At 64.7% G+C, this 21,937-nt stretch carries 22 protein-coding genes and 5 pseudogenes; 12 read left to right on the forward strand and 15 right to left on the reverse strand.

What is annotated here, in order from left to right; genetic code table 11:
* Positions 1 to 73: 73 nt before the first annotated feature.
* From ACQP1G_RS16790 to ACQP1G_RS16805, 4 genes are read right to left on the reverse strand one after another with little or no spacing between them, the layout of a single operon-like run.
* Complete coding sequence (locus ACQP1G_RS16790) at positions 74 to 2,554, reverse strand: tyrosine-type recombinase/integrase (protein WP_433204839.1); 2,481 nt, start codon at positions 2,552 to 2,554, stop codon at positions 74 to 76.
* Positions 2,551 to 2,778, reverse strand: coding sequence for a hypothetical protein (locus ACQP1G_RS16795; RefSeq protein WP_433204842.1), 228 nt, complete (start codon positions 2,776 to 2,778; stop codon positions 2,551 to 2,553). Before ACQP1G_RS16795 ends, ACQP1G_RS16790 begins: the two co-directional genes overlap by 4 nt.
* Positions 2,757 to 3,494 (reverse strand): tyrosine-type recombinase/integrase, encoded by a 738-nt coding sequence (locus ACQP1G_RS16800; RefSeq protein WP_433204844.1) that lies wholly within the window; start codon positions 3,492 to 3,494, stop codon positions 2,757 to 2,759. The genes ACQP1G_RS16795 and ACQP1G_RS16800 overlap by 22 nt, the downstream gene beginning before the upstream one ends.
* A 2-nt stretch (positions 3,495 to 3,496) precedes the next feature.
* The gene (locus ACQP1G_RS16805) at positions 3,497 to 3,796 is read right to left on the reverse strand and encodes a hypothetical protein (protein ID WP_433204847.1); all 300 of its coding nucleotides are present in this window, start codon (positions 3,794 to 3,796) and stop codon (positions 3,497 to 3,499) included.
* A 79-nt stretch (positions 3,797 to 3,875) separates the two neighbouring features.
* On the opposite strand from ACQP1G_RS16805, the pseudogene ACQP1G_RS16810 reads away from it, so the two are divergent.
* The 4 genes and pseudogenes from ACQP1G_RS16810 to ACQP1G_RS16825 all read left to right on the forward strand — a co-directional run.
* Positions 3,876 to 4,090: pseudogene (locus ACQP1G_RS16810) on the forward strand (hypothetical protein); the annotation flags it as partial.
* A complete protein-coding gene (locus ACQP1G_RS16815; protein WP_433204850.1) occupies positions 4,080 to 4,520 on the forward strand; it encodes a DUF6262 family protein in 441 nt (146 codons plus the stop codon). The pseudogene ACQP1G_RS16810 and the gene ACQP1G_RS16815, both read left to right, overlap by 11 nt.
* 229 nt (positions 4,521 to 4,749) lie before the next feature.
* A complete protein-coding gene (locus tag ACQP1G_RS16820; RefSeq protein ID WP_433204853.1) occupies positions 4,750 to 5,253 on the forward strand; it encodes a hypothetical protein in 504 nt (167 codons plus the stop codon).
* 127 nt (positions 5,254 to 5,380) lie between these two features.
* Positions 5,381 to 6,625, forward strand: coding sequence for an MFS transporter (locus ACQP1G_RS16825; RefSeq protein ID WP_433204856.1), 1,245 nt, complete (start codon positions 5,381 to 5,383; stop codon positions 6,623 to 6,625).
* A gap of 166 nt (positions 6,626 to 6,791) precedes the next feature.
* On the opposite strand, the gene ACQP1G_RS16830 is transcribed toward ACQP1G_RS16825, so the two are convergent.
* Positions 6,792 to 7,553: a hypothetical protein gene (locus ACQP1G_RS16830; protein WP_433204859.1), complete on the reverse strand. Its 762-nt coding sequence runs from the start codon at positions 7,551 to 7,553 to the stop codon at positions 6,792 to 6,794.
* Positions 7,554 to 8,071: 518 nt separating this feature from the next.
* Here ACQP1G_RS16830 and ACQP1G_RS16835 point away from each other — a divergent pair.
* The 5 genes and pseudogenes from ACQP1G_RS16835 to ACQP1G_RS16855 all read left to right on the forward strand — a co-directional run bounded on the left by ACQP1G_RS16835 (position 8,072) and on the right by ACQP1G_RS16855 (position 11,983).
* Entirely contained in the window at positions 8,072 to 8,428 is a 357-nt protein-coding gene (locus ACQP1G_RS16835; protein ID WP_433204862.1) for a hypothetical protein, read from the forward strand.
* Positions 8,429 to 8,586: 158 nt separating this feature from the next.
* A pseudogene (locus tag ACQP1G_RS16840) lies at positions 8,587 to 9,510 on the forward strand (IS982 family transposase).
* 333 nt (positions 9,511 to 9,843) lie between these two features.
* On the forward strand, positions 9,844 to 10,401 hold the full coding sequence (locus tag ACQP1G_RS16845; RefSeq protein ID WP_433204865.1) for a hypothetical protein: 558 nt from the start codon (positions 9,844 to 9,846) through the stop codon (positions 10,399 to 10,401).
* 135 nt (positions 10,402 to 10,536) lie between these two features.
* A pseudogene (locus ACQP1G_RS16850) lies at positions 10,537 to 11,384 on the forward strand (DUF4158 domain-containing protein); the annotation flags it as partial.
* Positions 11,385 to 11,419: 35 nt separating this feature from the next.
* Complete coding sequence (locus ACQP1G_RS16855; protein WP_433209599.1) at positions 11,420 to 11,983, forward strand: hypothetical protein; 564 nt, start codon at positions 11,420 to 11,422, stop codon at positions 11,981 to 11,983.
* Positions 11,984 to 12,178: 195 nt separating this feature from the next.
* On the opposite strand, the gene ACQP1G_RS16860 is transcribed toward ACQP1G_RS16855, so the two are convergent.
* The 5 genes and pseudogenes from ACQP1G_RS16860 to ACQP1G_RS16880 form a co-directional block, all read right to left on the reverse strand.
* Positions 12,179 to 12,784: an LppA family lipoprotein gene (locus ACQP1G_RS16860; protein WP_433204868.1), complete on the reverse strand. Its 606-nt coding sequence runs from the start codon at positions 12,782 to 12,784 to the stop codon at positions 12,179 to 12,181.
* A pseudogene (locus ACQP1G_RS16865) lies at positions 12,781 to 13,357 on the reverse strand (alpha/beta hydrolase); the annotation flags it as partial. The gene ACQP1G_RS16860 and the pseudogene ACQP1G_RS16865, both read right to left, overlap by 4 nt.
* A 75-nt stretch (positions 13,358 to 13,432) precedes the next feature.
* On the reverse strand, positions 13,433 to 14,209 hold the full coding sequence (locus ACQP1G_RS16870) for an SDR family oxidoreductase (RefSeq protein ID WP_433204871.1): 777 nt from the start codon (positions 14,207 to 14,209) through the stop codon (positions 13,433 to 13,435).
* Positions 14,206 to 14,466, reverse strand: coding sequence for a hypothetical protein (locus tag ACQP1G_RS16875; RefSeq protein ID WP_433204874.1), 261 nt, complete (start codon positions 14,464 to 14,466; stop codon positions 14,206 to 14,208). The genes ACQP1G_RS16870 and ACQP1G_RS16875 overlap by 4 nt, the downstream gene beginning before the upstream one ends.
* Before the next feature lie 48 nt (positions 14,467 to 14,514).
* A complete protein-coding gene (locus ACQP1G_RS16880) occupies positions 14,515 to 16,986 on the reverse strand; it encodes a hypothetical protein (RefSeq protein ID WP_433204877.1) in 2,472 nt (823 codons plus the stop codon).
* A 572-nt stretch (positions 16,987 to 17,558) separates the two neighbouring features.
* Here ACQP1G_RS16880 and ACQP1G_RS16885 point away from each other — a divergent pair.
* Positions 17,559 to 17,725, forward strand: a pseudogene (locus ACQP1G_RS16885) (transposase); the annotation flags it as partial.
* Here ACQP1G_RS16885 and ACQP1G_RS16890 read toward each other — a convergent pair.
* From ACQP1G_RS16890 to ACQP1G_RS16900, 3 genes are read right to left on the reverse strand one after another with little or no spacing between them, the layout of a single operon-like run.
* Positions 17,653 to 17,991 (reverse strand): AMP-binding protein, encoded by a 339-nt coding sequence (locus ACQP1G_RS16890; protein ID WP_433208584.1) that lies wholly within the window; start codon positions 17,989 to 17,991, stop codon positions 17,653 to 17,655. The pseudogene ACQP1G_RS16885 and the gene ACQP1G_RS16890 overlap by 73 nt on opposite strands.
* Positions 17,991 to 18,179 carry a hypothetical protein gene (locus ACQP1G_RS16895; protein ID WP_433204880.1) on the reverse strand — a complete coding sequence of 63 codons (189 nt, stop codon included), beginning with the start codon at positions 18,177 to 18,179 and terminating at the stop codon, positions 17,991 to 17,993. The genes ACQP1G_RS16890 and ACQP1G_RS16895 overlap by 1 nt, the downstream gene beginning before the upstream one ends.
* A gap of 11 nt (positions 18,180 to 18,190) precedes the next feature.
* Positions 18,191 to 18,658 (reverse strand): antibiotic biosynthesis monooxygenase family protein, encoded by a 468-nt coding sequence (locus ACQP1G_RS16900; protein ID WP_433204883.1) that lies wholly within the window; start codon positions 18,656 to 18,658, stop codon positions 18,191 to 18,193.
* Positions 18,659 to 19,337: 679 nt separating this feature from the next.
* Here ACQP1G_RS16900 and ACQP1G_RS16905 point away from each other — a divergent pair.
* Positions 19,338 to 19,694 carry a transposase gene (locus ACQP1G_RS16905; RefSeq protein ID WP_433208586.1) on the forward strand — a complete coding sequence of 119 codons (357 nt, stop codon included), beginning with the start codon at positions 19,338 to 19,340 and terminating at the stop codon, positions 19,692 to 19,694.
* A 152-nt stretch (positions 19,695 to 19,846) separates the two neighbouring features.
* Here the strand turns inward: ACQP1G_RS16905 and ACQP1G_RS16910 are convergent, their stop codons facing one another.
* On the reverse strand, positions 19,847 to 20,434 hold the full coding sequence (locus ACQP1G_RS16910) for an SMP-30/gluconolactonase/LRE family protein (RefSeq protein ID WP_433204886.1): 588 nt from the start codon (positions 20,432 to 20,434) through the stop codon (positions 19,847 to 19,849).
* Between the two features lie 62 nt (positions 20,435 to 20,496).
* Here ACQP1G_RS16910 and ACQP1G_RS16915 point away from each other — a divergent pair, with 62 nt between their 5' ends.
* Positions 20,497 to 21,249 carry a TetR/AcrR family transcriptional regulator gene (locus ACQP1G_RS16915; RefSeq protein ID WP_433204889.1) on the forward strand — a complete coding sequence of 251 codons (753 nt, stop codon included), beginning with the start codon at positions 20,497 to 20,499 and terminating at the stop codon, positions 21,247 to 21,249.
* Here the strand turns inward: ACQP1G_RS16915 and ACQP1G_RS16920 are convergent.
* Positions 21,135 to 21,818, reverse strand: coding sequence for a TetR/AcrR family transcriptional regulator (locus tag ACQP1G_RS16920; protein WP_433204892.1), 684 nt, complete (start codon positions 21,816 to 21,818; stop codon positions 21,135 to 21,137). The two genes, ACQP1G_RS16915 and ACQP1G_RS16920, sit on opposite strands and share 115 nt — an antisense overlap.
* Positions 21,819 to 21,937 lie beyond the last annotated feature (119 nt).

The raw sequence follows: 21,937 nt of genomic DNA on the forward strand, positions 1-21,937 counted from the left end.
GCAAGCCGTGCCCGTTGGGCCGGGTCAGGTCGGAGGAGTGAGCATCTGACACAAGCTTCCCTGAACTTAATTCTCATGGGGCAGAAGCCCTTCCGGAGATGGCATCGAATCCGGGGATGCCGAGCTCGGTCGCTGCCGTGGTTCGCTGGAGCGTGGCGTCGATCTGGGCGAGTTTGTCGTTGACGCCGCTGTAGCTGACCTGCAAGCCCTCGACTTCGCCGAGCCAGCCTTCGCGTTTGGCCTCGATGATGCGGGCTTCGAGGTTGTCGCGGATCTCCTCGAGCCGGGCTCGCTGGGCCGGATCCGGTCTCAGGAGTGAACACCGGACACATGCGTGCTCATGAATGCACGGCGTCGAAAATGTTCGCGCACAGGTCCCGACCGACACCTTCCGCTTCTCGAAATGCGACAGGAATGCGTCCCACTCTTCGTCGGTCGGGGTGCGGTATTCTTCGCCGGGACGAACGGACCGGCGGCGCGCGATGAAAGCCCGATGTGCCTCAATGGTTTCCGCAGGGTAGACGGCCTTGTAACCCATGGTCGTATCGATGCTCTTGTGCCCGCAAATGACCTGCGCGATATGCGGTGGCAGGCCGTTCATGATGGCGTCGGTGACGAAGATCCTGCGGAAGTCGTGAGGGCTGAATATCAGTGGGTCGCCGTTCGGGTCGGTGAGCCGGGTCGCGGCGAGGGCGTTGATGAGCAGCTTGCGGATCGCGGTCGGGGTGTAAGCCCGGCGTTCGTTGCCGATTCCGCGCTGGAACAGCACCGGCATGGGCGGGTTCCAGATTCTCTCCCGGACGTCGTAGGAGACGATCAGCGGGATGGAGCCGTCCGGGTTGCGTAAGCGCTGCACGATGGTGCTGAGAATGTCGGCCAGCTCGGGGCTGACCAACAGCAGGCGCTCGGTGTCGGTCTTGGATGGTGCGATCTGGAGCAGCGGCACCAGCTCGCCCGTGCTGGGCAGCCGATATTCGGTGATGCTGTGATGAGACAGTTCGAGCAGTTCCTCGCAGCGGATGCCGGTCAGGCGCAGCACCTCGATGGTCGCGAACGCACAGAACGCTTCCTCTTCTTCGTAGGACAGGTTGCGCCGTTTGCCGGTGGCGACCTCTTCAGCCCAGACGAATCGCCCGATCGCGTTGGGAACAACAGCTTTTCGCAGGTTCCCATCCGTGCCGTCGATGATCGCCCCGGGTTCTGCCGCTTGGGCTGCGGCCAGGAGCCCGGCCGCTGCGAGACGCCGGTCGTTGACGGTGGCCACGAGGACAGGCAGGACGGGCAGCCGTTCGCGGGTGCGCTGGTCCATGCGGGCCTTGCGGTGCTTGCGTTCCTTGGCCTTCTGAATTTCGGCATTGGTGATCGGGCAGGGCGCGACCCACGGTCCCCAACGTGCCGGGTCCTCGACGGCCCAGTGCGCGATGTCGAGGTAGAGGGCCCGCACCCGCATCAGCTCGTCTTTCAAATTCAGCCGCGGCACCGGCACTTTGATCCGCTCGCCAGTGCTGCTGATCGCGGTGCGTTCGACCGTGCCGAGGCCGTCTTTCCAGTCGCGTATCACCTCCGTCGGGATCTGCAGGGTATCGATGCCGGGAGACAGTGCCTCGATGCGGGCCCAGAACAGGCCGGCCAGCGTCCTCGAGACCGCATCGATGCTGGCGAAGTCCAGAGACGGCTGTCGTTCACGCAGGTAGTCGATGAGCAGGTCGCGGATCGGTCGGCACCCGATGCGGTAGCGGTCGACCAGCTGTTCGATCGTCAGCCGTCCACCGGCCAACCCGAAAGCACGGATGCTGTGCGGCGCGTGTTCGCCGAAGATGCCCACGGCGCGCAATCGGAGATAGAAGTCGACCTTCTTCTGTCCGCCGCGGGTCTGGACTCGGCGCATGGTGTCGACCAGTTCCGCGCAGTCACCGACGACGATGTCGGCGATGGTGCCGCCCTTGCAGGCCAGGATCACGGCGATGCGCGTCGTCGCGATCGTCGCGTCAGCCCGGGAACTGGCCGGTTCGGCGGCGGCCAGCTCGGCCAGCCGAGCGAACCCGTTCGGATCCCTGACCTGCGCCATCACCGTCGCGAGATATCGGTGAGTGCGGGTCAGCATCCAATCCATGCCGGGGCGGAGCATGTCGCCGCAGATCAGCATCAGCAGCCCGGACGGCAGATCGGTCGAGTCGTAGGAGGTGGTTCCGCCGTGTGCTGCCAGCCATGCCATCGGCAGCTCGATCCATTCCGCTCCCGGATGCTCTTCGGCGCCGCTGGCTTGCCAGCGATCCTGCCAGGTGTCACCCGGGAACGACGCCAGCCAGCTCAGTATCTTGGTCACTCCGCGTCGTCGTCCGGCCCGGGTGCCTTTCGCCGTGGGGGCGAACGGTGGGGCGGTCAACCGCCCGAGGACCTGCTCGGCAGTCGCTGCCGTGTGTGGCCACCATCCCTCCACGAGGCGTGGCGGGAATTCGGTGCGCAGCTGGCCGTTTCGCAGCCGCTGCTCGGCGGCGACCGACGCAGCGGCGGCCAGTGGTTTGCGGGTGCTGTGCTTGACGATGGAGGTCACAAGTTCCTCCCGAACAACACACTCAGCGTCTGTGGGTCGTAGCCGGGTGCCGGCGGTGGCGGCACCGGTTTGTCGCGCCGTTCGGCGGTGCGGGCATGATGGGCCAGCACCCCGGCGATCACCTCGTCTGTATTCGGGGTCAGGTAAATTTCGGTGGTGGACAGGTGCGCATGTCCCATAATCAGCTGGACGTCGCTCAGCGTCAGCTGCGGGTCGCGGGCCATTCTGGCGGCCGCAGAGTGGCGCAGATCGTGCAAGAGCCGAGGACAGCGTTGGCGCGCTCGAACATCCGGTGCGCCGCATGATAATTCAACGGCCGCCGCGGTCGCCGCAACGTCCACCACACCGGCTGGACGCGGCCTTGGGGGATCTGGCCGTGCAACTGTTCCTGATACAACCGCAGCCAGACGAACGCATCCGCCGACGCCGGCACCTGTTGCGCGGCGCGAGTTCCCTTGCGCACCACGGTGATCAGTTGCTGGCCCGGGGCGACGTCGCAGTGCCGCAGCCCCAGCAGCTCCGACGCGCGCACCCCCGTCGAGATCCAGAACGCCACCAGCGCCCGGTCCCGATGCGACCCCAGTGCCGCGAACAACTCGTTGAACCGGTGATCGGGAATCGCGCGGGGAACCCGATGCGGAACCTTCGGCCGATAACGTCCCACCCGCTCCCGCGCCCACCCATCCATCGGATTGTGATGCGCATGCGCCCGCCGGGAACGCCGCGACGGATCCAACGGGAACGGATTCAGAACCGGCCCGCTGCCGGCATCCCGGTGAAAGTCGTAGAAACTCCGCAACACCGTCTCCGAGTGCGCCACGGTCGCCGGGGCGTATCCGTCGCCCAGCGCAGGCTTGCCGGTTATCGAATTCGGCTCTCCCGCACGACCATTCGCCCAACCAGTGCCGCTGGAACGACCGACCTGACGGCGTTGCTTCACCGTCAGCTGAATCCAGCAGCTGAAATCGCGAGCTTCGACCCGAGTCGCGCGGTCCCAGCCGACATCGACGGCCTGTAGAACCGCCACCACCGCAACAGATCCATGCCATACGAGCGCAGCGTCGGCGCCGGCCGCCCCGCCGCCAACAACTCTCGCAGGAACACCGCCGCCGCGTCGACCACCACCCCGCTGCTGTCCAGCAGCCGATACGGCTCGGAGTCCTCGCCGGTAGCTATCAACCGGCCCGACCGGGGCGCCACCAGACCCGCGAGATCGCGGGTGTTCTCCTCGGATTCGATCACGCCGGCAAGCTACCGACCCGGCCCGAACCGCAATGGCTCCGACCTGCCCCAACTGTGAAGTTAGTTCAGTCAATAGGGCTTGACGTGTCCGATGTTCGCACGACCGCCGAGTTCCTTCCCCAGCATCGGCACCAACAGCAGCAGGTCATCGAACTGATCTCATCGGCCCAGGCACGCGGCCAACAGAGGCTCGCCGAGATGAACCAGCAGGTGTTGGGCAACCTGACCAACATCATCACCGCGCTCGAGACCGAACCCGGCACGCCAGCGCAGGGAAAGCCGAATGCGAGCTGACAACACACGGCACCTTCTTGCCGCCGCCCACCATCGGCACGAACTGACCCGCAGCAAGGCGATCCGAGCCATTCGTGAACTCGACGCCGCTGGAGCGGCCGTGACGTTTCAGACTGTTGCCGATGCAGCCGAGGTGTCACGATCCTGGCTCTACTCCCAGCCCGACATCCGAGCCGAAGTCCAGCGATTACGTGAGCTGAATCGGCGCGCACCAGCCACATCGGTGCCAGCGCATCACCGCAGCAGCGACGCCTCGCTGGTCCGCCGCCTGGAAGTCGCCAATGCCCGCAACCGGGAACTAACCGAGGAGACCAGCGGCTACGGCGGCAACTCGCCCAGACTCTTGGGCAACTTCGGCATGCGGGCATCCGCCCCGCACCGGAAACCGCAGAGCCCGCACCAGTCCGAAGCCGAGACGGCACTTCCATAACAATCGGGCCTTGCTGACCAGACCTCTCCCTGCGAGCACCTGTTCGTCGGCGACACCGGCTCTGACGAACAGGGCCAGGTCAACGGGCCACGACGACGCAAGGCTCTAGATAACGATCGTTCGCGAGACACCATGGGCGACAGCCGATTTCCGCAGGTCGGATCTGTAAAGGTTGCCGTGTACGCGGCAACGTCAACCGCTCGGGGGTTAGCGATACAGCCGCTGACCGATGCAACGCGACCAGGGGATTGGTATATCCGTTGTATTTTCGGCGGCGGAACCCGCCAGCGCGTTCACCCTCCTGCCGCCCGGCGAGATCGCCACCTTCCCCGCGCGACTCGACGGCATATTGGTCGCCGATGGTGCGGTGAACTGCAATGTCATCACCGAGCTGGACATGCGGTTGGCCGACGCACCGATCACCTTCCAGATCCAGGACTCACAGATCAGCTCGTTCCACTGCCCCGGCACCGCGATGCGGGAGTTCCTGGAACGGGCTTTCGCACTGCCGCATGCGCGCCGGGTCGGTGAACTCGGCTTCGGAACCAACCAGACCAGACCCGCCTTCGTTGCTCACAGGTCGCACATGAACGAACGGCGCCCAGGTCTGCACATCGGATTCGGCCAGCACAACCAGCCTCTGTCGGTCGTCGGGTACGACGCTCGCATCCACATCGACGTCATCACCACCGATGCCACGATCCACTTCGACGACGGTCGACCGTCGCGCTGAGCCGACTCGCGCCAACCACCGATATCGAGCATCCTGTGCTCATGCGCGACGAAGACATCACCGACGACTGCTGCAGGTCCGGCTGCGCTCGAGTCACCATCGACACCCACAACTTCGGTACCCGTCCATGACCGTCACCGACGTGGGTCGGGCACCGCTGCGGTTGTATCTGGCCTCGCGTGCCCTGGCACTGACCGGAGGCTCGGTCGCCGAGGCTGTCGTACCACTCGTCGTGGTCCTTACCCTCGGCGGCGGGACAACCGCGGTCGGTGCGGTCACCGCAGTCACACTCACCTTCAGCCTTGCCACCCGCATCCCGATCTCGGCGTGGGTCGATGCTCAACCTCATCAGATACGGCTGCAGGCCTACAGCCAGATCACCGCTGCCGCGACCGCCGCACTCATCCCTCTGCTGTGGTGGTCCGGGCTGCTGTCCATCACGACCCTGCTGGTCGCCGTGGTACTCGTCGTGCTGGCGAAAACGCTGGTGTCGGCATGCGGGCACAGCACGGTCAATCAGCTCGTCCCCGCCGACGACCGAGTTCGTGCCATCGGAACACTCAACAGCCTGTCCAGCGCCGCGGATATCGTCGGCCAGACCGGCGGCCCGGCACTGCTGAAACTGCTACCCGCACCACTGATCCTGCTGGCCGACACCGTCATGAACACGGTGTCGGCGATACTGGTCCGACGGCTGGACCGATACGAGACCCCTGCCCCGACACAACCCGCTGCCCCAGACACCGAACCCGACACGGCTGCGCGGCAGTCGCTTATATCGATGGCACGCAACGTCGTTGCGGCGGGCCCGGTCCAATTATTGTGGCTGTCGGGCATCGTCGGCTCCGTCATCGCACCGGTCACCTTGGTCTATCTGATCCGGACGCTCGGCATTGACGCTGCCTTGGTTGGTGTCCTCTACGCCTTCGGCGCTCTCGGCGGAATCTCCGGCGGCTTGCTCGCACACCGAGCCCTGACTCGACTGCACATGTGGCTACTCATCACAGTCTCGAGCATGCTCTCCGCCAGCGCCGCTGGCTGCCTACTCGCCGCCTCGCACCTGCCACACCTGGTATACCCGCTGGTCATCGTCTTCGAGTTGCTGTCCGCTTTCGCCGGAACACTCCTGGTAGCCGCCGTCTACGGCACCCTACAAACCCGCACCGAACACACCCAGATCGCGCGCGTCATGTCGATCGCCAGCACCGGAATGGAAGGACTCGCGCTCCTCGGCATCGGCATCGGAACACTCATCGCTGCCCGATTGTCCGCACACGCTGCCATCACCACCGCCAGCCTCGGATATCTCGCCCTCAGTCTGGTGGCGCTGACGGCAGCCATCCGCGACCACACCAGTCCCGACGCCCGGTGAATCCGATACAGCCACGCTACCGGCGCCGATTCCGGCGCCCCACAAATCCACCATCGCGAATATCCAGGCGGGTAAGGACAAGATTCCTGGAGGCTACGTGGTGCCAGGGCTGCCGCCGCTCAAGGAGGTGGTGGAACGAAATCGAACTCGAAGGCAGGGTCCTGGCTCAGCTCACCAACCTCGTCGCCCAGATGGTCCGGACCGAAGCACACTGATGGCCGTCGACCTGGACGAGATCCGTCGCAGTCTGCGCTACGTCGAGAGTCTCGGGGCTCACATCGAGGTGGCGGCTGACGCGAACGGACTGCCCGATGCCTGGCTGCCGGTCGCGGCGGCCGGCGCCGCAGCAGGCCGTCGCGCGGCCGCGCTGGCGCAGTGGAATCGCGACTTCCTCGACCTCGTGCCGGAATTCGCGGGCCGGCTGGCCGCCGCGCTCGCCGATGTGCGGGTCGGCGCTCTCGACGTCGAGCCGGTGCTGGTCTACGCGCTGGAAGTTGTCGACGACGACGAACGTGACGTGGTCAGTTGGATCGGCCGCGTGCCGGACCCTGCCGCAGGGGAGGGCTGGCCTGCCGGATCCGGTCGCCGACATCCTGCTCGCCTGGATTGACCAGCGCACCAACATGAATACCGCCACCAACCGTGGCTCGCGCTGGCTGTTCCCCGGCCGGCGAGCCGTACAACCGATGCATCCCGAAGCCCTCAGCGTTGTCAGGGGCTGTTGTCCTCGTGCGATCTGTTCGAGGGCTTCAAGTCCGACCTTGAGGTCGGACTTGGCGAGCAGTTTCTCGATGGTCTGCTGCGACAGCGTCGCGCACACCGTGAGGACTTCGTCGGTCAGTGCGGCCAGCTCGCCGATCGCCGCGACGTAGGTCTCGACTGCAGCGCGCTGGCTGGCGGTGGCGGCCTCGCAGCCGGAATAGCACAATGGTTTCGGGGTGTGGTCAGAAGATGATCAGCAGCGCGAAGAACACGAAGAGGCCGAGCATCCCGTAGAACAGCCACCGCCAATGAAACAGCGGCCATCTGGACGCCGGGGACCGCAAGCTGATCGCCGACTGGCGGCGCGACTGGGCAAGTGGGGTCCGCTTTCGAGAAAAGTGACGGTAACCGCAGGTAAAAATCCCTTATCTGCGGTAGCGACTGTGCTGTACTGGGCGAACGGAACCGTTTTGAGCGAGTGACTCCGCGAATTACTGCGCTGGAGCGCGCTCCGGCACCTGTTCGGTCATAGCAAAACCGTTTAACGTGACTTTTCTCGAAAGCGGACCCCGCTTGCCGCATCGGACGCTCCACCCTCTACCGCGCCCTCATCGGGAGCTGGTGTGTTCGAGCGGGCCGGGCAGTTGATGCTGAAGGTGCTCGAGGGCGGTGGCGGGGTCGAGCAGTTGAGCGCGGCGCACGAGGCGGTGGCGGCGGATCACGGCAACAACTATCTGCCGTTGTTTGGAGCGGTTCTATCGTTCGCATCGCAAAGCGCTGTTCACACTGGTCGATTCGATCGAGCTGGAGCCGGTGACTGCGGAGCGCGCCGTGGCCGACGCGGTGGAGTTCGTGCGGGCGGTCCGGGACCGGCGCGGGGACTGGATCGGCGAGACCGTGGTCCTCGAACGTGACGGTGTCAAGACCGTGGTGCGGGTAAACGTCGATGCGTTCGCCAGTGAGTTGTGGCGGAAGGTGTTGCGGGACAAGCGCAGACCGGGGATGTTGTCACGCCGGCATCTGGAGGTGTGCGTGTTCTCATATCTGGCGGCCGAGCTGCGCTCGGGTGATATCGCGGTGGCCGGCCGGATTCGGGCCTAGATGATTGATTCCAAGGGATGTGGTGCGCGGTTGTGCTGCTGACTGCGTGGTGGGTGTTGCCGATAGCGATGGCCGGCATGTCCGGTTCGGCGTGAAAGTTGTTGCTGGGGAATCGTATTCGATGTGAATGTGGGCGAGGGTGCCGAAAGATCAAGGTTGTGAGCAATGACATCGACACCCTCGCGACCGCACTCTATGTCAAAACCGACGACCTGGTGAAGGCTCGGCCTGATCTGGCCCCACGACGTCCGGTGATCGGGTTCGCCCCGCAGCTGGCCGACGCCGAACTGGTGACCCTGGCGGTGATGCAGGCGCTGCTCGGGTTCACTTCCGAGGCCCGCTGGCTGCGGTATGCCCGTAGGCATCTGCGGCATCTGCGGCATCTGTTCCGGTATCTGCCGCAACAGCCCGGCTACAACAAGCGGCTGCGCCGCGCTGCCGGCCTGATCACGGTGGTGATCAGGGTGCTTGCCGCCGATACCAGCTTGTGGACCGACGACGTGTGGGTGGCCGATTCCACTCCGGTCGAATGCGGCCGCTCTCGCGAGACCGTCAAACGCTCCGACCTGGCCGGATGGGCCGAATATGGGTACTGCGCCTCGCATTCACGCTACTTCTGGGGCCTGCGCCTGCACCTGATCGCCCCCCTCGGCGGCCTGCCGATCGGGTTCGCGCTGACCGGCGCGAAAGCCGATGAGTGAGAAACGTTGATGGGCATCCTGGCCGCCGACCCCACCCTGGCGGCCGAGCGGCCGGGACAGACCTTGATCTGCGACAAGAATTACTTCGGCGCCGGATTCGAGACCGAACTGGCCGCGACCGGGCTACGGCTACTGCGTCCGGCACGCAAGGGCGAGGCGCAACGGCCCGGTGCCGCCCTGTTCAAACCGCTGCGGCAGGTCGTCGAGTCGATCAACCACACACTCAAAGACCAGCTCGATCTGGAACGCCATGGAGGGCGCACCGTCGCCGGAGTCACCGTCCGTGTCCTGCAACGCATCCTCGCGCTCACCGCCGCCATCTGGCATAACGACACCACCAGCACACCGGTGCATCGATCACTGACCGCTTACGACCACTAATTCCAAGGGGTGGGTGGCCCGCTGTGCGGGCCACCCACCCCTTGGAATCAATCATCTAGTCATGTGCTGGCGTGCGCGCAGCGGCACGTCCGCGTTCTGCAAGGCCCATCACCGCCGCTGGACACTGGCATTCGGAGCCGATGAGAGGCTGAGCCGGGAATGGTGGTGCCGCACCGAGTCGGCCGTCGCCGAAGCGGGCACGATCAGTTTCCGTGGCCTGACTGAGCAGGTACCGCAACGGCTACAACGCCCCGCCGACCGAGATCATCGTCGGTGCCGTCGGCGATCGGGGCTTCTCGACATTCCAAACCATCACCAATATCGTCTGAGCTCATGACGGCATTCGACGATCTTCTGGCCCTCATGCCGCCGGCGGGCGGCGCACGGTTCGATTGGGGCAGCGTGGAGCGGGAACTCGGCTTCGCGTTGCCCGGTGACTACAAGCAGCTAATCGACGCCTACGGGCGCGGCCTGTTCCGCGACGACGTTGGTGTGTGGGCGCCGGTGCCGCCCGAGCGTGGAATCGTGGTGATGGGTTCGCATCTGCGCGATGAGTTCGGCCAGATACTCGACACAATGACCGGTGACGAAGAGTGGCGGTTGCCTGATGGGTCGATACAGCCGGTGACGATCGAACGCGGCGACCCGCCGCCCGTCTTCGGCTGGGGCGGAGCGTCTGGAGGCCAATACGGGTACTGGCACACCAGTGACCCAGACCCCGATAAGTGGCCCGTCGTGTTCACCGACCTGCGCGGGGAATGGGACTATCATCCCGGCGGCCTGGTCGCGTACCTCTACGCCCTGCTCTCGGGCGAATGGCAGTCCACCGTCATCGACCTGCCCGACCAGCAGCCCCCATCATTCACACCCATCCCTCACGATGGCACCTGAGGGGGCCCGGTACTCGCGCGGAAAACAACATCAATGGCTTGACCAGCAGCGATGGTGTTGTTGCTGCGGGTGGTGCCGGGTAGTGCTTGGCTTGGCTACCGATGAGGTTGGTCGGTGTGCTGGAGGTCGTGTTTCGTGGCAACGCGGGTGTTCGCGTACGAGGAGTTGGCCCGTCTGCGGGAGTTTCCCGAGATCGGCCGCGAGGAGTTGTTCCGGTTCTTCACGTTGACCCCGTCCGATATCGCGTTTCTGACGCCGGGGCGGGGCGCGGTCCTGTGGAACGGCTTGGTCTGTCGGTGGCGTTGTGCGCGTTGCCGTGACTGGGTTTCGTGCCGGACCGGGTGGCGGCCGCGCCGCCGGTGGCGGTTACCCGGTTGGCCGAGCAGTTGAAAGTTGATGCGTCGCTGATCCGTTCGTACGGGAAGCGGGTGCAGACCCGGACCGAGCATCTGCGGCTGGTCGCGCAGTTCCTGGGTTGGCGGTCGGCCGTGCCGCTGGAGTTGAAGGAACGCGACGAGTTCCTGCTGGCGCGGGCGATGGAGCACGATTCTCCGACGCTGCTGTTCAACCTCGCGTGCGAGTACCTGATGTCGGCGCGGGTGATCCGGCCGAGTCTGGACACGTTGGTGCGCAGGGTCGCTCATGCACGTGAGCAGGCGCAGACCGAAACCTACGATCGGCTGCGCCGGAGCGGTGCGCGGGGTTGGACGCGTTGCTGGTCGTCGACCCGTCGTTGGGGGTGTCGCGGTTGCGGTGGCTGTCGACCGGGCCGGTGGAGGCCTCGGCGAGCGCGGTGAAGGCCGAGGTGGACAAGCTGGGGTTCCTGCGGGGCCTGGGCGGACCGCTTCGACCTGTCGGTGCTGCCCGCCGAGCGGCGACGGTTCCTGGCCACGATGGGCCGTCGCCTGACTCCGCAGGCCCTGGAGCGCCGCGATCGGCAGCGGCGGCATGGCCAGTTGATGCTGAAGGTGCTCGAGGGCGGTGGCGGCGGATCACGGCAGCAACTATCTGCCGTTGTTTGGAGCGGTTCTATCGTTCGCATCGCAAAGCGCTGTTCACACTGGTCGATTCGATCGAGCTGGAGCCGGTGACTGCGGAGCGCGCCGTGGCCGACGCGGTGGAGTTCGTGCGGGCGGTCCGGGACCGGCGCGGGGACTGGATCGGCGAGACCGTGGTCCTCGAACGTGACGGTGTCAAGACCGTGGTGCGGGTAAACGTCGATGCGTTCGCCAGTGAGTTGTGGCGGAAGGTGTTGCGGGACAAGCGCAGACCGGGGATGTTGTCACGCCGGCATCTGGAGGTGTGCGTGTTCTCATATCTGGCGGCCGAGCTGCGCTCGGGTGATATCGCGGTGGCCGGGTCTGATTCGTATGCGAACCTGCACGCGCAGTTGATGAGCTGGGACGAGTGCGCGCCGCTGGTCGAGCAGTTCTGCGCCCAGGCTGGTATCCCGGCCGAGGCGGGCGAGCTGGTCGCGTTCTACAAGCGGCGGCTGGCCGGCACCGCGGCAAGTTCTTGCACAGCCCGTTTCGCGTTGTCTAGAGCCAGTCGGTGTGCGTCGCGGATCAAACGAGCAAGCTGAACAGTGTCACGATGCGGGAGATCATCGGCGACAGTGAGGCCGGTGATCGTCCCGTCGGCGGCAACTTCAATCTTCACTCCACCGAAGGCTTGCTCAGCGCGACCCCTGACTTTCCGCCATCTCGGCGTTGACCTGCGTTGCCTTGGCCATCAATTCACCCAACTTGGCGTCTGGATCATCCATGTCAACGCCTCTTTAGGGATGGCCGGTCGTACTCGGCGACGGAGCAGCCGACCTGCTTTTGTCTTTCGGCAAGCGACAGCCAGTATCGCCGGAGATCACCAGATTTCCCTGATAGCTCAGGATAATCGCTGTTCCGGTGTCGTTGAAGAACCGCACGTCGTGATTGCCAGGTGCGTTCTTGTTTATCTCGACTCCAGTCGTCCCAAGTTTGGAGGCAGTGTCGTGAGCGATTTGATAGATCTTCGCCCAATCCTGTTCGGATACGGGAATGTCGGTGGAAACCTGGTCAGGCAAGTACATCAATTCACCGCCCAACCCCTCATACGGCGGCGGGCAGCCCGCCGAGGTCGTGCCATGCTTCGGTGCCCAGGCGATACCAGGCATTAGGGAACTTGCCGCCGATACTATTTGGTCAACGGCTGCTTGGACTTGTCGTTGGGTGTCCTCCAGCGAAGGCAGATCGAGAAGCTTCACCAATGCCTTATTGGACTCGCTGGGAGGTGTTGGTGCGTAAGGTTTGTCAGTCAAGCCGCATCCCGTCGTCAGTAGCGCGGTGGCGGCGACGCCGAATACCGCAGCCAGTGGGCGGGTACCTCGGGGGACGGTCATCAGCCTCATTTCGCCAGAATCTCATTTTGCGGAGCCAGACCTGCAACGACGGCCGCAATGTTATAGCCGGGTGTACGGGGTTGGCCGTTGCTGCCCAGTCGGGGGTATTCGCTGTGTCCGCTCGCCCCGTCCAACTGAACTTGACCGCCGTGACCATCCGGCACCACGGATGGGTGAGTGTCGAGCTGGGTGAAGTTCAGGTTCTTTGTCGGGTCCGGGCCGAAATCGCCGAAGCCCAGCGCATGGCCAAGCGAATGGTGCCCGGAAGCACTTTGTCGGCGATGTCCTGACCTTGGTAGGTCCACTTGATAGGGTCGTCGTCGGCCGCATCACATAGACATGGCCGTTCGGCCATCCCAACTGGCCTAGTGTATTTGCCTCGATGCCGGGCGACCCGCAGAATGCCGCATCACTGATCGGATGGGTGCCTGGCTCTTGCAGTGCCAGCCCTGTAGTTAGCGAGCCATATGAATGGCCAATAGCGGTAATGTTTGCCGGGGTTCCGTTGTTCGCCGGTGTTCCGTCGTGAACAGTACCGAGACCGTCATAGAAACGGGCCAAGTCGTGGGCACCGGACCGCGCGGATGCTCCTCGCCTCCCGACCGTGGCCGCGGACGGCACCCCGGTTGGCGCCGAATTGCGCAGGAGAGGCGACGCTCACGCGATGTGCACTGTGGGCCGAATCAGCGTGCCGCCGTCCACCACGACGGTTTGCCCGGTCATCCAGGACGAGTCGTCGCCGGCCAGGAACACCGCGGCCTTAGCGATGTCCTCCGGCTCACCGATCCGGCCCAGCGGCACCGTCGCCGCGAGCTGCTGCTCACGGTTCTCCCACATCGCCCTACTCAGCTGAGTGCGCACGATGCCCGGCGCGATCGCGTTCACCCGCGTCTTGGGTGCCAGCTCGACCGCGAACTGTCGAGTCAGGTGGATGACCGCGGCCTTGGTGGTGTTGTAGATCCCTGCCTCCGGCGGCTCGGTGGCCATGCCGCAGATGGAGGCGATGTTCACCACCGTGCCGCCGTGCTCGGCCATGGAAGCCTTCCAGGCCAACTGTGTCCACACGATGACGGACATCTGATTGACCTCTACGGTCTTGTGTGCACGGGGCAGGTCCAAGTCGACCATCGGCCCCAGGTACGGGTTGGTTGCGGCATTGTTGACCAGCACATCCACCCGGCCGAACTCGGCGACCGCCGCAGCCACGCAGTCGCGCGCTTGGTCCGGGTCGCCGACGTGCGCGGCCTTGGCCAACACCCCCGAGCGCGGACACGCGGCCGTGATCTCCTTCGCGACCACATCCAACGAGTCCTGCCTGCGCGAGGAGAGCACCACGTTGCACCCGGACGCGGCCAGCGCGAATGCGATCGCGCGGCCGATTCCCCGGGATGCGCCGGTGATCAGCGCCGTTCTACCTGCCAAGCCGTTGCTCATCGTCGCTCCCTTTGCTTCGCATCGAGCTCCCAGGCTTCGGCGATTTTCTCCTCGCCGAAGCGTTGCTGAATGAAGGTGACCAGCCCGAGCAATTGTTCGGCCATCAGGTCGTGTAGGTGGCGCCATTCCGAGCGCATCTGCTCGCACAGGCGTCGCGCTTCGGCCGCGTCGCCTCGATCGAGGGCCTCGATCGCGCGGTCCATCGTGGGCCGGGACATCTGATCGAGTTCGTCCGGGGAGAACCAGCGTTCGCTCACTTGTGTCCCTTCTTCGTCCTCATGTCGCCGAGCACGGCGACGGGCTGGTCAAGCTCGATTCCGCCACGTGCGCATTGCCAGCGGTCCCATGTTGGCGTTGTCGTGCGCAAGGTGGACGTCGAAGACGTTCACGGTCGCCGGCGCGGTCAGTCTCTCCTCGAGGGCATCGGGATCGAAAGCGGTGATTTGTTCGCGCCGCACGTCGACGCCGCCCCAACGGGCCTGCCACGGTGCGTCGAATTCGGTCAGCAGGGACATCTGGGCGTCAGCGGTGGCGGACTGGTACAGCTCGCGGTAGGTGCGGATGATGCTGAATCCGCCGTTGACCAGGTAGAAGACAGTGAGGTTTCCCTTGATACGGGCGCCCTCGAAGCGCAGTTGCTGTGCGAGAGTGGGCAGGATCGACGGCACTAGTTGGGCTGCGCCGTCTCCGATGAAGGCCACGATGTTGTCGGCCGAGGTCAGGGCCAGCGTCGGGATAGCCGACAGCGCGTCGCCCATGAGCGCCCGGCCATACCACCCGGAGAAGCCCGGACCGGTACGGACCAGATCGCGGATCGCCGACAGCGCTCCGCGGCCCACGTCGTAGACGCCCGTGTAGGTCCACCCGGCCTCGATCAGCCGGATGAGGGTCTGGTTGAGGCCGGCGAAGAAGTACTCCGGGTGCATCGGAGCCGACGGCACCACCTCCAGCAGGTCGGGTTCGCCGCCGAGGGCGTCGACCATGGCGCGTCTGCGCAGACGCACTGTCTCGGCGTCGGGGTCGACCAGCGCGTTCAGGCGGCGCAGGAAGTCTCCGGGCTGGCAGAGGATGGCCCGGTCGGTGAACGGGGCGACCTGCTCGGCGTGCTCGGTGACCTGGGTGACGTGCAGGTTGCGGGTGAGTGTGGCCTGGTTGAACGGCGTGTCCAGGTCGGGGATGGCGGTGTTGAGGAACAGCAGCTCCAGCCGGTCTCGCGGACGGAGCTTTCCGTCCGGGTGCAGGAACCGCCAGACGGCCGGCGAGAACCCGTACAGGGTGAGCGTGCCCAGGTACTCGTGCACCGGTCGGCCGCGATGGTAGGCGGATACCGTGCCCGGCCGGGTCACGGTGTCCGTCAACGCTATCCCCGCACGGCGTGCGAGGGCGTACACCAGTTCGGTCTCCTCGCCGGTCAGCGCGCCGCACTGCCACAGCACGGGAATGGGTGAGTCGTTCAGCGTATGCGCCGCGGCCTCGACCGGATCGTTTCGCAAGACCTCGACCCGGTCGTCGGCGGGCGGGCGGGCCGGCGCGGGCGACGGTGGGATCCGCACAGGCCCGCTGTACTGCAGCACAGCCGCGCCGACCAGCAGCACTACCGGGCCGCGTCCGGACCGGTAGGCCTCGAAGGCCTCGGCGAGATCGGCGCCGAGGTTGGTGGGGTCGTGCAGGTAGAAGCACGGCACCCGACGGGCGGCGAACACCGCACGTGCGTCCTCGCCGGCGTGGACCGTTCCCTGGAATGGATACCACTCGCCGGGCTGGGCCTCGCCGAAGACGAGAAATCCCGGGGCCCGGTCGTGGCGGAGATTTGCCAAGGTGCCGCGCAGCTCGTCCACCATGCCGGACGTGGCGACCAGGATGAACGGTTCACCCCGCAGTTGCCAACGCGCCAGAGCGCCGCAGGCCAGCGAGTGCTCGGTCGGGCCGCGTAGCACAGGGTTGCCCGCTTGGCGGGCGATGTTGCCGAGCTCTTCGATGAGGCGGGAGACGATCGATCCGGTGAAGTAATGCAGTCCCCACGCCGACGACTGGCCGCTGAGGAATCGGGCCAGCTCGATGGCGAGTGTGACCGGCGGTTGGCTGCCTGGGAGCATGGCCTTGGGGTTGAGGTGACGAGCCTCCACCAGATCTGCGAGCGCCATCACGGCCTCAGCCGCAAGCACCCAGTCCACGCTGGGACGCTGACGCACCGTGCACTTGGTGCGCGCGTACACCCGCCCCGCGTCGAGTTCGTCGTAGAGAACGACCGAATACGCGCTCAGGCCGATGCCAGTCCGCTGCCGGATCCGGTCCAACTCGGCGAGCGCGTTCTCCTGCCTCTGCCAGGGGTCCGCGCCCTCGGCGGCGGTCTGCGCGTCCACCAGGAACAGCATCGTGCCGTTGGCCGACCACCGCTGCGGACCGTCCGCCAGCGGACTGGGCGAGTCGTCGAGCGAGCCGCCGGGCAACGCGCACAGGTCGTCGACGACCGTGACGGTCACCTGCGATCGATCGAGTGTGCCCTGGACGAATCCGCACGCGCGGCGCAGGGCTATCGCATACCGTGAATCATCGGCCTCCTGCGGCACGGTCGTCGAGGGCCGGGGGGCGTCGAGCACCTGCCCGATCGCCTGTGACACGACGGTCGTGAACGCGTGATCGCGCGAGGCCACCACGATGCTCAGTCGGGCCTGGCCCTGGTCGTTCGAGCCGGTCGCGGGCGGTCGCTCATCGGCCCTTTCAGGTATCGCACAACGCTGATCCGTAGCGGAATCGGCCATCGCGGCGCTCTCCATTCGTCGAGACTGCATGGCGTGAGAGGTGGGTCGCCCACCAAGCCCCACCCCAACCCCGAAACGCGTTGAGTGGGGTTCTTTGTCGATTCGTTTCTTGACGAAATGGTCAGTGACGATCAGTGGGGCTGACCATTCCGCATAGACTTTGACTGTGGATTCCCCTCGAATAACCACAGGCTTCAATGCAATGTCAGCCCCAGGATCACGTCAGTAACCCTTCGGCTATTTATTGAAATCGAGGCTAGCGAGATCGATCACTGGATAAAACCATCCGGTATGGTCTGTGCAGCGTTTCTGCTGGTCACCGCACGAAAATTGGCTGTCCGTACCGGATGTCCGCCGGGTAGCGGGTTGCGGTTCTGGTTACTGGCAAAGATTGCTTCGCACCTTGTGCTGGATATCGGTACGAGGTGTGCAGGAGGGTTACTCGCTCGCGGTCAGGTATCCGGTACGGACGTCAATTTTCGGATGGTGACCAGCAGGGACGGCGCCGACGCCATACCGGATGGTTCCATCTGGTGATTGATCTCGGTAGTGCTGCGTTCTTCAACGGGCAGGAAGTCGGCCGGTGTCAGCGCCAGTATTCCGGCACGGCGGGCGTGTGAAGAATTGTCAGCGCGGGGTGTTCCTCGCCTACGTCGGGAGCACCGGGCGGGCGTTGATCGATCACGATCTGTATCTGCCCGAGTCCTGGTTCGGTGACGACGTCCGTTGCGCCGAGGCGGGGATTCCTGAAAGTCGTTGTAGGTCGTAGCTGAAGTTCGGACCGGTCATCAGCGTCCCGCCCACCTCGGCGATCAGGGCAAGGAATTGCTCCGGTCGCCGGATGAACAGTTGCGGCGCAATCGCGTAGGTGTGGCCGCCATTCAGCACGCTGGAAAGTATTCCGAACAGGCCCATATCGTGATGGAGCGGCGTCCACTGCACCCAAACGTCGGCGCGAGTCGTCGCCGAGGAGGTCACGATCGCGGCCAAGCCCGCCAAGATGTTTCGGTACGACAACATCACCCCGCGCGATGCTGTCGTACTGCCCGACGTGTGCTGCACCACTGCCAACCCTGCGCCGTCGCCGTAGGCAGCCTGCCATTGCCAGGGGCGTCCAACGAGGACGGCAGCAACCGCAGTCCGGGACACAATCGGTGCAGTTCGTCGGCCACGGCGCGGTAGACATCGCCTACCGCCAGTGTTGTCATCCCGGATGCGTCTAGCGGAGTGGGCGGTCCACTTCCGCTGACGTCCAATGGATTTCGTTCACGAACTTGCTATCTGTCGACACCAGATCTGGGTGTTCGGCCGACAGTCGGCGGACGACCTCGGCATCGAGGTCATCGATGGTCGTCGCGGGGACAGTGGCTATGTCGTACCGGATGGACCGCATTCGACGGAATTCGCTCTGGTACGCCTTGCGGTCGGGGTGCGCGGCCACGAAGGCCGCGCTCGTGCGCCACCACTCGAAGTGCTCGATGTCGTCCCAGATGGTGATCGATACGAGCAGGCAGTGCTCACCGGATGCAGTCAGTCGACGCAAATGGAATTCCCGGACCCCGGGGACCTCGTCGAGCGTGCTGAATGTGGCGGCGAACGACTCTTTGATCCACGACGCGAAACTTGAAGGTCCCGCAATGCAATTGGCCACAGCAATCATGACGCGGGCCGAGCCATCGAGGTTCATTTCCGAACCATCCATTCCGTGAGTTCTTCCGCTTCGGGGGCTGCATGCAACCAGACAACACCGACCGTCTATCGTCGCCGGGTGACCGCTCCGGAACTACCCTCCGGACTCCGGAACGGTCGTCCTTACCTCAAATATTATGATTTCACTGTAATTCCGCAGCCGTTGCCCAGGAAAACATTCCAGTCCACCGCATTAGTACATGCATCCTATTTATCGAAACCGAGCCTATTGAGATCGATCACCAGATAAAACCATCCGGGATGGCCTGTGTAGTGTTTCTGCTGGTCACCGCTCGAAAATTGGCTGTCCGTACCGGACGTCCGCCGGGGAGCGAGTTGCGGTTCTGGTTACTGGCAAAGATTTCTTCGGGCACCTTTGTGCTGGATATCGGTCGAGGAGGGTTGCTCGCTCGCGGTGAGGTTTCCGGCGCGGACGTCGATTTTCGGATGGTGACCAGCAGGGGCGGCGCCGACACCATATCGGATGGTTCAATCTGGTGATTGATCTCGCTAGTGCTAGGTTTCTCAAAGATCATCTATCTTGTTGCCGGTCTTGGTAGTTCGGGTGTGGTTGAGGTGGGTTCTGTCGAAGGTGTTGATTGCGCGTCCTGCACGGGATTCGTTGGAGGAGCGCAAGATTCGTAATTGGTGCGACCCGGCATGCGCCCGGGGATTAGATCCGACGGGCGCCGGTATCGCCTCGCACCTTCGGCCCCGAGCAGGGTTGGTCGGTCGACGGGCAGCGGATCAAGGCACCCCTGGAATACTCGCGAGGACCGCACAAGGTCTGGGTATACGGATCGATCCGCGTCCGCGACGGACAGGCCATCGCGCTCACCGCGTCCTCCCGCAACAGGGTGAACTACCAGCGTTTCCTCGAGCTGATCGAACAGGCCAACCCCCTCGGCGACATCTACGTGATCACCGACAACCTGTCCAGCCACAACAGCAAATCCACCCGCGAATGGCTCGAAACCCACCCCGGGATCAAACACGCGTTCATCCCGGTCGGGGCCTGCTGGCTCAACCTGTAAGAAGCATGGTGGCGAATCTCTCGCCGAGAAGCCCTCGCAGGCCAGACCTTCGCTGACCACACAGAGATCGACCGAGCCACCCGCCAAGCCACCGCCGCACGACCCTGGGTCTGGGACCCCCACACCGGAACTGCGAATCCTGCGCCGCCGTTTTATCTATCACCTTTGAGGAACGCAGCACTAGGTCGCGACGGCCACGGTCTCGAGTCGGCTTTCCCTGGTACAGACGGCTTCGTCGGGGTCGTTGGTGGTCGCGGTGCAGAGATAGAGGGTGCGGCCGTCCGATCCGCCGAGGGCACAGGCGTAGACGTCACGATCACTGATGACTTGTTCGACGCATTCGCCCTCAGGGTGATGCGCAGCGCGGGGTTGGTTAGTGGACTGGCCACCCAGACGCAGCCCTGGCCGTCGACTTCGGATATTCCGTTTGGTGCGCCGGGTGCGCACAGGGTGCGGCGGTTGGACAGCGTGGCGTTGTCGAGGTCGTAGACCGACAAGCATGCGCCGAAGGCTTCGGCGACAATAAGCCTGCGTTGGTCGGGTGTGACGGTGATGCCATTGAGGAGCCGGAGTCTGCCCGCGGCCACGCTGACAGCGCTGTCGGGATCGACTTGTAGCAAGCGGATGTCGGGTACCTGCGCGACGACCCGGCCACCACCCTCGCCACTACTGCGCTCGAGCAGCGCGTATTCGGTGTGCTGTGGCACCGCGAGGTGCGGCATCTCGACTACACCGTCCAAGTGGACCTGCACCGCCGACCGAACGATTCGTGCGCGTCATCGCCAACATGATGGACGCGGTAATGACCGCTGCGATCCCAGCGCTGCAGCCGGTCGCCGGGACTCCCGGCGATAATGACACATCGTGGTGGCCGTCACGGGCGGCCATACTCACCGCTGCGACAAAGCTGTTCGCCCTGCGCGGCTTCGCAGGTGACGGAATGGACGCTGTCGGGGCGACCGTCGGCATCGCTGGTCCGAGCGTCTACAACCATTTCGCCAGCAAAGCCGAGATCCTGATCGCGCTCCTCAACCAGGGAACCGGCATCCTGGAGGCCGACCTGCGCCGGGACCTCGCTCGATCCACCGGTCCCGCAGACGCCCTTCGCCGCCTCCTAGCCAGCTACAGCGAATTCGCCTTCGAGAATGCCCCACTGATAAAGCTGCTGCTCACCTTCGAGGCCGACCAGCTCGCGCTGGAGCAGTGCCACCGTCTCCGCGCGGCGCGCAGTACGCCTACATCGAGGAATGGGTGCAGCTCGTGCGCCAAGTCCACCCGGATCAGAACCTTATCGAGCTCCTGTCCGGGTCCTGGCCGTCCTGAACCCCATCAACGACATCGCAGAGACGCTACATCTGCGGTCGTTCGCGAACACCGCGGACATCACACGACAGGTGTGCGCCGCGATTCTGGGAACCGGGTAGCACCCGGCGTTGGCGATTATGAAGGTGACGAGTCCGGAGCAAGGCCGACGATCCGGCGCGAGGCGATCCCGAGTGCATCGATGGTGATCTTCTCCTCGGCATCGCTGTGTGGTCGCGAGAAGAGCATGTAGAGGTTGCGTTCGACCATCCAGCACACGATTTCGGCGACGCCGCGAGATCCGCCGAGCGGGGCGACGGCCTGCTGAACGGACGTGCCGGGCTCGCGGTCGACGACATCGACGATGGAAGTGACGAATTCGTTCATCATCGAGCGCCATCGGTCGGTGGCCTCGTCGGCGTGGGTGGAGCCTTCGACGGCTGCGAGTAGCACGGCGCGGTGCGTGCGCCAGCCTTCCACCACGGCGTTGAGCGTTTGCGTGAACAACGCCTCGAGGGACATCTCGGCCGAGGTCAGCATGGTGCGCTGGAACATTTCCGCGCTGACTCGTTCGATGAGGGCGTCGACAAGCGCCCACTTACTGTCGAAGTAGAAGTAGAGCCCGGACCGTGACATGCGGGCGTTCTTGGCCACAAGTTCGAGAGTCAAGTCCCGTACCGGCATCTCGTGGAGCAGGGCCTCTGCGCAGTCTAGGAGTCTCTCGCGGGTGAGGTCGCCTTTCCTCGGCGTGTCGGGGTCGAATCGACGTAGCGGAGATGGCCTGTCGTTCAAGGCAGTGTGGGGCTCGGAGCCGCTGTTCATGTAGACAAGGCTACTGGGTGGTCCCCACTACGGACGCTCCCTGTTCGGATTGGGCTCCGACAGAACTCGGTGATCCGTCGATTTTGCCGTCACACCATGCGCCGGGTGCGGTGCTTTCC

It is taken from the genome of Nocardia sp. CA-107356 (assembly GCF_050946365.1).
Taxonomy (GTDB): Bacteria; Actinomycetota; Actinomycetes; order Mycobacteriales; family Mycobacteriaceae; genus Nocardia.